This window comes from Sphingobium sp. (assembly GCF_048594625.1).
Lineage (GTDB): Bacteria > Pseudomonadota > Alphaproteobacteria > Sphingomonadales > Sphingomonadaceae > Sphingobium.
Genome location: NZ_JBMDWL010000052.1, coordinates 41,776 through 48,072 on the forward strand (window position 1 = coordinate 41,776; position 6,297 = coordinate 48,072).

At 64.7% G+C, this 6,297-nt stretch carries 7 protein-coding genes; 4 read left to right on the forward strand and 3 right to left on the reverse strand.

All coding sequences use genetic code 11. The features are described from left to right. Window positions 1-78: 78 nt before the first annotated feature. The 3 genes from rnhA to ispH are packed head-to-tail and all read right to left on the reverse strand — an operon-like array spanning window position 79 to window position 2,477. Window positions 79-540, reverse strand: a complete 462-nt coding sequence (gene rnhA / locus ACOJSJ_RS06810; RefSeq protein WP_420144233.1) for a ribonuclease HI — start codon at window positions 538-540, stop codon at window positions 79-81. Then, window positions 537-1,514, reverse strand: a complete 978-nt coding sequence (gene thrB, locus ACOJSJ_RS06815) for a homoserine kinase (RefSeq protein ID WP_420144234.1) — start codon at window positions 1,512-1,514, stop codon at window positions 537-539. The genes rnhA and thrB overlap by 4 nt, the downstream gene beginning before the upstream one ends. Before the next feature lie 3 nt (window positions 1,515-1,517). Next, window positions 1,518-2,477, reverse strand: a complete 960-nt coding sequence (gene ispH / locus ACOJSJ_RS06820; RefSeq protein ID WP_420144235.1) for a 4-hydroxy-3-methylbut-2-enyl diphosphate reductase — start codon at window positions 2,475-2,477, stop codon at window positions 1,518-1,520. A 172-nt stretch (window positions 2,478-2,649) separates the two neighbouring features. Here ispH and ACOJSJ_RS06825 point away from each other — a divergent pair, with 172 nt between their 5' ends. From ACOJSJ_RS06825 to ACOJSJ_RS06840, 4 genes are all read left to right on the forward strand, one after another. Beyond that, entirely contained in the window at window positions 2,650-3,258 is a 609-nt protein-coding gene (locus ACOJSJ_RS06825; protein ID WP_420144242.1) for a hypothetical protein, read from the forward strand. A gap of 117 nt (window positions 3,259-3,375) precedes the next feature. After that, window positions 3,376-5,103, forward strand: coding sequence for an arginine--tRNA ligase (gene argS / locus ACOJSJ_RS06830; RefSeq protein ID WP_420144236.1), 1,728 nt, complete (start codon window positions 3,376-3,378; stop codon window positions 5,101-5,103). 13 nt (window positions 5,104-5,116) lie between these two features. Then, the gene (locus ACOJSJ_RS06835; protein ID WP_420144237.1) at window positions 5,117-5,839 is read left to right on the forward strand and encodes an SPOR domain-containing protein; all 723 of its coding nucleotides are present in this window, start codon (window positions 5,117-5,119) and stop codon (window positions 5,837-5,839) included. A 65-nt stretch (window positions 5,840-5,904) separates the two neighbouring features. After that, on the forward strand, window positions 5,905-6,297 hold a 393-nt coding region (locus ACOJSJ_RS06840), incomplete at its 3' end, for a glycoside hydrolase family 3 N-terminal domain-containing protein (RefSeq protein WP_420144238.1).

The window sequence follows — 6,297 nt, forward strand, 5'->3', positions numbered from 1 at the left end:
ATTCGCAGCGGAAGCGGAAGGATATGATCCTGTCCCGCTGCGACAATCGGTCATTATGTCTTAATCGCAGCAGGCGGTTTATGCCGGACGCGACGATGCGCGGAAACTTTCCGCCGCGGCGCAGGCCAGCGCGTCTGCGCGTTCGTTTTCGGGGTGGCCGGCATGACCCTTGACCCATTGCCATGTCACCTTGTGCCGGGCGGCCGCCTGAACCAGCGCCTGCCAGATTTCGACATTCTTGACCGGCTTGTTGTCGGCGGTCTTCCAGCCCTTTTTCTGCCAGCCGAACACCCATTTGGTGATGCCGTCCATGACATATTTGCTGTCGGTGTAGAGCGTGACCCGGCAGGGTTTCTTGAGCGTATTGAGCGCTTCGACCGCAGCCATCATTTCCATGCGGTTATTGGTGGTCTGCGCTTCGCCGCCGGAAATTTCCTTTTCCTTTTCGCCAAAGCGCAGTACCGCGCCCCAGCCGCCCGGACCCGGATTGCCCTTGCACGCGCCGTCGGTGAAAATGTCTACCTGAGGAAGGTGGCTCATGCGCCCAGCAGGTCCGCCGGATCGGCGCTGGCGTAGAAATCGAGGCGGCGCAGATAGGCGAGCGGGTCTTTGCGCGTCACCAGCGCATCGGCGGGCGTATTGATCCAGTCATAAGCGCGGGTCAGCAGGAAGCGCAGCGCCGCGCCCCGGCACAGGATCGGGAAGGCGGCGCGTTCCGCTTCGGTCAGGCCATGGGCCTGCGCATAGCCAGCGCCCATCGCGGTCGCGCGGTCGCCAAACCATGTCGCGCCATCATTGCTGAAACACCATGCGCTGTGCGTGACAGCCAGATCATAGGCGCGGATGTCGGTGCAGCTGAAATAAAAGTCGATGAGGCCGGTCACCTCTTCCCCCAGCATCAGCACATTGTCGGGGAACAGATCGGCATGGATGACGCTGCGCGGCAGGCTGGCGGGCCAGTGCGCGTCGAGGAAGGCGAGTTCTTGCGTAACGCGGGCGGACAGGCCCGGCGCGATCTGGTCGAAATCGTCGCCGCATCTGGCCGCCAGCGCGTGCCAGCCTGCCTTGTCGAGCGCATTGCGCCGTTCGCCGGTGAAGCCCTGCGCCGCCCGGTGCAGTTCGCCCAGCGCCACGCCAGCGGCGCGCGCCTGTCCGGGCGTGGGTTCGGTGACGGAAATGCCGGTCAGAAATTCGATCAGGCAGGCTGGGCGGCCCGACAGCTGCTGGAGACGCTGACCGTCCCGGTCGGCGATGAAACGGGGGACGAGGCAGCCGCGTGCACCCAGATGATCGAGCAGGTCCATGAAGAAGGGCAGGTCCGCTTCGTCCACCCGCTTTTCATAGAGGGTCAGGATATAGCGGTGGCCCGAACCGTCATGACCGGTGGTTTCGAGCAGGTAATTGCTGTTTTCGACGCCTTCGGCGATGCCCTTGGCCGATACCAGCCGTCCGGCGTCGTAACGGGTGAGGAAAGCGTCGATCTCTTCGGCGGGGACATGGGTATAGACGGCCATGGTTCAGGCGGTCTCCAGTCCACGGGGCAGTTTGAAGGCGATATTTTCCTTCGCGGTTTCGACTTGTTCTTCCGCCACGGTAAAGCGTTCGGCGATCCGGTTGACCACTTCGCGCACCAATATTTCGGGGGCGGAGGCGCCGGCGGTCAGGCCCAGTGTGTTGACACCTTCCAGCCAGTCGAAATCGATTTCACTGGCGCGCTGAATCAGGCGGGCGGGGGTGCCTTCGCGTTCAGCGACCTCGACAAGGCGCAGCGAATTGGAGCTGTTGGGCGCGCCGATGACGTAAAGCGCGTCGCATTGCGGGGCGATCGCCTTGACCGCAGTCTGCCGGTTCGACGTGGCGTAGCAGATGTCCTCTCCCTTGGGCGCGGAGATGGACGGGAAGCGCCGGTGCAGCGTCGCCACGATGGCGGCGGTGTCGTCCACCGACAGGGTGGTCTGCGTCAGGAAGGCGAGATTGTCGGCGTCGGCAGGCGCGAATGCTTCTGCATCCTCGACCGTTTCGATGAGGGTCATCGTGCCGTCCGGCACCTGTCCGAAGGTGCCGATGACTTCGGGATGGCCCTTATGCCCGATGAACAGGATGTGACGACCGGCATCGACCTGCCGTTCGGCCTGACGATGGACCTTGCTGACCAGCGGGCAGGTGGCGTCGAGATAGGAGAGGCCACGCTGTTCCGCCTTGGCAGGCACCGCCTTTGGCACGCCATGCGCCGAAAAGACGACCGGCACGCCGTCGGGCACCTGATCCAGGCTCTCCACGAAAATCGCGCCCTTGGCCTTCAGCCCGTCGACGACATATTTGTTGTGGACGATTTCGTGGCGGACATAGACCGGCGCGCCATAGGCCTCGATCGCCTTTTCCACGATGATGATGGCGCGATCCACCCCGGCGCAAAAGCCGCGCGGGGCGGCGATCAGGAGCTTCATCGGCGGGCGGGCGGTGGGCGCGTGCGTCATAGGTAAAGGCGCTTAGGACAATGTGGCGCCGGATGAAAGCCGCTTCCTTACGGTTGCGTGGGCGGTTGCGTGGGGGGCGGCGGATGGATAAGGAAGCGCAAAGCTTCCGGCCCATGTGGCCCGCGCGAAGGAATATCTGCCAGTGAAATCGTCTCATATCGCCGTGACTGCCATGCTTGCCCTCGCTCTGGCGGGCTGTTCGCGCCGGGGTGAGATCGACGCGACGGGCGGCATCGTGGCGGTGCGGTCGGCCTGCCCGGCGGCCGCGATCCCGGCGCAGACCGGCGACGTCACGCTGTTCACCGCGCCCGGCCGGACCGATGCGGGGTCGATCGACGTGGTGGCGAACATCACCAATTTGCGGTCGACCTGCGCCGATGGCGCGCAATTCTATACCGAGGCGACCTTTACCGTGGACGCGCGGCGCAGCGATGCGACGGCCGCGCGGCAGGTGACGCTGCCCTATTTCTCCGCCGTGGTGCGCGGCGGCAATGCCGTGATCGCCAAGCGCGTGGGGCAGGTGACGCTGAACTTTGCGGCGGGCGACTATCGCGCCAGCGCGCAGGCGAAGGCCGGTTCCTATGTGGACAAGGCCGCCGCCACGCTGCCCGCCGACATCCAGCAGAAGATCACGCAGAAGCGCAAGGCGGGCGATGCCGACGCCGCGATCGATCCCATTGCGCAGCCCGACGTCAAGGCGGCGTTGCAGCGGACCAGTTTCGAACTGCTCGTGGGTTTCAACCTGACCCAGGATCAGCTCCGATATAACGCTACCCGTTAAGAGCGAACCTATCATTCCGTTCGCCCTGAGCTTGTCGAAGGGCCGTACTTCTGAAAAGAACGGGGCTTCGACAGGCTCAGCCCGAACGGGTCTATAAGCTTTTCGAGGAATTGCCCCGTGTCTCTTTACACCCGTTTTACCGCCCATCTCGACGCCGTGCTCGACGCGCTGGAGGCCGAGGGCACATTGCCCGCCGGTCTCAATCGCAAGCCCGTGACGGTCGAACCGCCGCGCGATGCCAGCCATGGCGACCTGGCCACCAACGCCGCCATGGTGCTGGCCAAGCCCGCAGGCACCAATCCGCGCGCGCTGGCCGAAGCGATCGTGACGAAATTGCAGGCGCTGGACGAAGTCGAAAGCGCGACCATCGCCGGGCCGGGCTTCATCAACATGACGCTGACCGATCCGACATGGCGCGCCGAACTGGCCGCGATCCATGCCGATGCCCACGATTATGGCCGTTCCGACTTCGGGCAGGGCGTGACCGTCAACGTCGAATATGTGTCGGCCAACCCGACCGGCCCGATGCATATGGGCCATTGTCGCGGCGCCGTGGTGGGCGATGCGCTCGCCACGCTGCTGGAATATGCCGGGCACAAGGTGACCCGCGAATATTATATCAACGATGCAGGCGGGCAGGTGGACGTGCTGGCCCGGTCCGCGCATTTGCGTTACGCGCAGGCGCTGGGCAAGGATGTCGGCGACATTCCCGAAGGCCTGTATCCGGGCGATTATCTGGTGCCGGTAGGACAGGCGCTGGCGGACGAATATGGCGACCGCTTCGTCGATGCGCCGGAGGCCGAATGGATCGTCACCTTCCGCACCTTTGCCGTGGCGAAGATGATGGACATGATCCGCAGCGATCTGGCGCTGCTGGGCATTCATCACGACATCTTCTCTTCGGAGGCCGAATTGCAGGCGGCGGGCAAGCCGGAACAGGCCGAAGCGTGGCTGCGCGCCCATGATCTGGTCTATGACGGTACGCTGGAAGCGCCCAAGGGCGAACTGCCCGACGACTGGGAGCCGGTGGAGTTGCCGCTGTTCCGTTCCACCAAGTTCGGGGACGATCAGGATCGGCCGATCAAGAAATCGAACGGGGCGTGGACCTATTTCGGCGCCGACATGGCCTATCATTACCAGAAGGCGCAGGCCGCCGACCAGCTGATCGACATCTGGGGCGCGGACCATGCGGGCACGGTGAAGCGGATTCAGGCTGCCGTCGCCGCGTTGACGCAAGGCAAGGCGCGGTTCGACGTCAAGCTGATCCAGATGGTCCGCCTGCTGCGCGATGGCGAGCCGGTGAAGATGTCCAAGCGCGCGGGCAATTTCGTGACGCTGGCCGATGTGGTGAAGGAAGTGGGCAAGGATGTCGTCCGCTTCACCATGCTGACGCGCAAGGCCGACGCGCAGATGGACTTCGATTTCGCCAAGGTGGTGGAAGCGTCCAAGGATAATCCGGTATTCTATGTGCAATATGCCCATGCGCGGATTTCATCGCTGGGGCGGCGCGCGCAGGAGGCGGGGATCGACCTGCCAGCGGCCGACCTGTCCCTTCTTGGGACGGCGGAGCTGAATATGGTGAAGCTCGCCGCGCAGTTCCCCCGCGTGGTGGAAGGTGCTGCGCAGGCGCGTGAACCGCATCGTATCGCCTTCTATCTCAACGACTTGGCATCCGCCTTCCATGGATGGTGGAATATGGGCAATGACGATCCGCGCGCGCGCGTCATCCTGGTCGACGATCCGGCGTTGACCGCGACGCGGCTTTTCCTCGCGCAAGGAATAGGGCAGATTATCCGCAACGGTCTGGCGCTGATGGGCGTTGCGGCCCTGACGGAAATGCAGTGAGGCGCTGAATACCATGAGCGATTATGCGCGCGGACGACTGGATCTGGACGATGAGGATCGTCTGCCCTGGCTGGAACCGGCCATCGACGACGAAGCGGAGGAAAGCATTTCGCCGCTGCGTTTGCTGGGGCTGATCCTGCTGGGTCTGGCGCTGATCGGTGCGGTGGTGGCGGGCGTCTGGTGGATGCAGAACCGCAATGGTGCAGGCGGCGCGGGTGAAGGCCAGCTGATCGCCGCGCCGACCGATGGTTACAAGATCGCCGCCAATGAAGCCGACGCCAAGAAATTCGACGGCGAAGGCGATGCGAGCTTTGCCGCGAGCGAAGGCGTGGCGCGTGACGGTCGGATCGACCCCAGCCGCGTGCCCGAAGCGCCGATCGCCAAGACCGCCCCGGCGCCTGCCGCCGCTGCGGCCGCGGCGCCGGGCAAGCCGTCGCAGAGCGTGTCCGCCAAGGTGGCCGATGAAACCGCCGCCGCGCCCAAGGCTGCGCCTGCCCCCACCAGGGGCGGGGCGATGATCCAGCTGGGCGCCTATGGCAGCGCGTCGGGGGCGAAGGACGCCTGGACGAAACTGTCCAAGCGCTTTGCCTATCTGGCCCCGCTGGCCATGACGGTGGAGCCTGCGCAGGTTGGCGGCGGCACGGTATATCGGCTGCGCGCCGGCGCGGGGGGAGAGGCCAGCACGATCTGCGGCAAGCTGAAGGTCGCGGGCGAAAGCTGCATGGTGGTGAATTGACCATAGTGGGATGAGGGCGACGAAGTCCTTCGACAAGGTCGCATCGTCCCGCTACCATCGCCGTCATGAAACCCGTTATCTTCGGACTGTCCGGCGAAACCCTGACCGCGGACGAGCGCGCTTTTTTCGCGGAGGCCGATCCGGCCGGTTATATCCTGTTCAAGCGTAATGTCGCCGACCATGCGCAACTGCGCGCGCTGACGGATGATCTGCGGGCGCTGCACGGGCGCGACGATCTGCTGATCATGATCGATCAGGAAGGTGGGCGGGTGGCGCGGATGCAACCGCCGATATGGCCCGCCTTCCCATCCGGCGCGGCGTTCGACCGGCTGTATGACCTCGCCCCTTCCAGCGCCATTGCGGCCGCGCGCGCCAATGCCCACGCCATCGCGCTGATGCTGGCGGAAGTGGGGATCAGCGTCGATGCGCTGCCCCTGCTGGATGTGCGGCAGGATGGC

Bases quoted from the DNA above. Each gene is read 5' to 3' on its own strand.
- rnhA (WP_420144233.1), bottom strand. From the start codon at position 540: ATGAGCCACCTTCCTCAGGTAGACATTTTCACCGACGGCGCGTGCAAG.
- thrB (WP_420144234.1), bottom strand. From the start codon at position 1,514: ATGGCCGTCTATACCCATGTCCCCGCCGAAGAGATCGACGCTTTCCTC.
- ispH (WP_420144235.1), bottom strand. From the start codon at position 2,477: ATGACGCACGCGCCCACCGCCCGCCCGCCGATGAAGCTCCTGATCGCC.
- ACOJSJ_RS06825 (WP_420144242.1), top strand. From the start codon at position 2,650: ATGCTTGCCCTCGCTCTGGCGGGCTGTTCGCGCCGGGGTGAGATCGAC.
- ACOJSJ_RS06835 (WP_420144237.1), top strand. From the start codon at position 5,117: ATGAGCGATTATGCGCGCGGACGACTGGATCTGGACGATGAGGATCGT.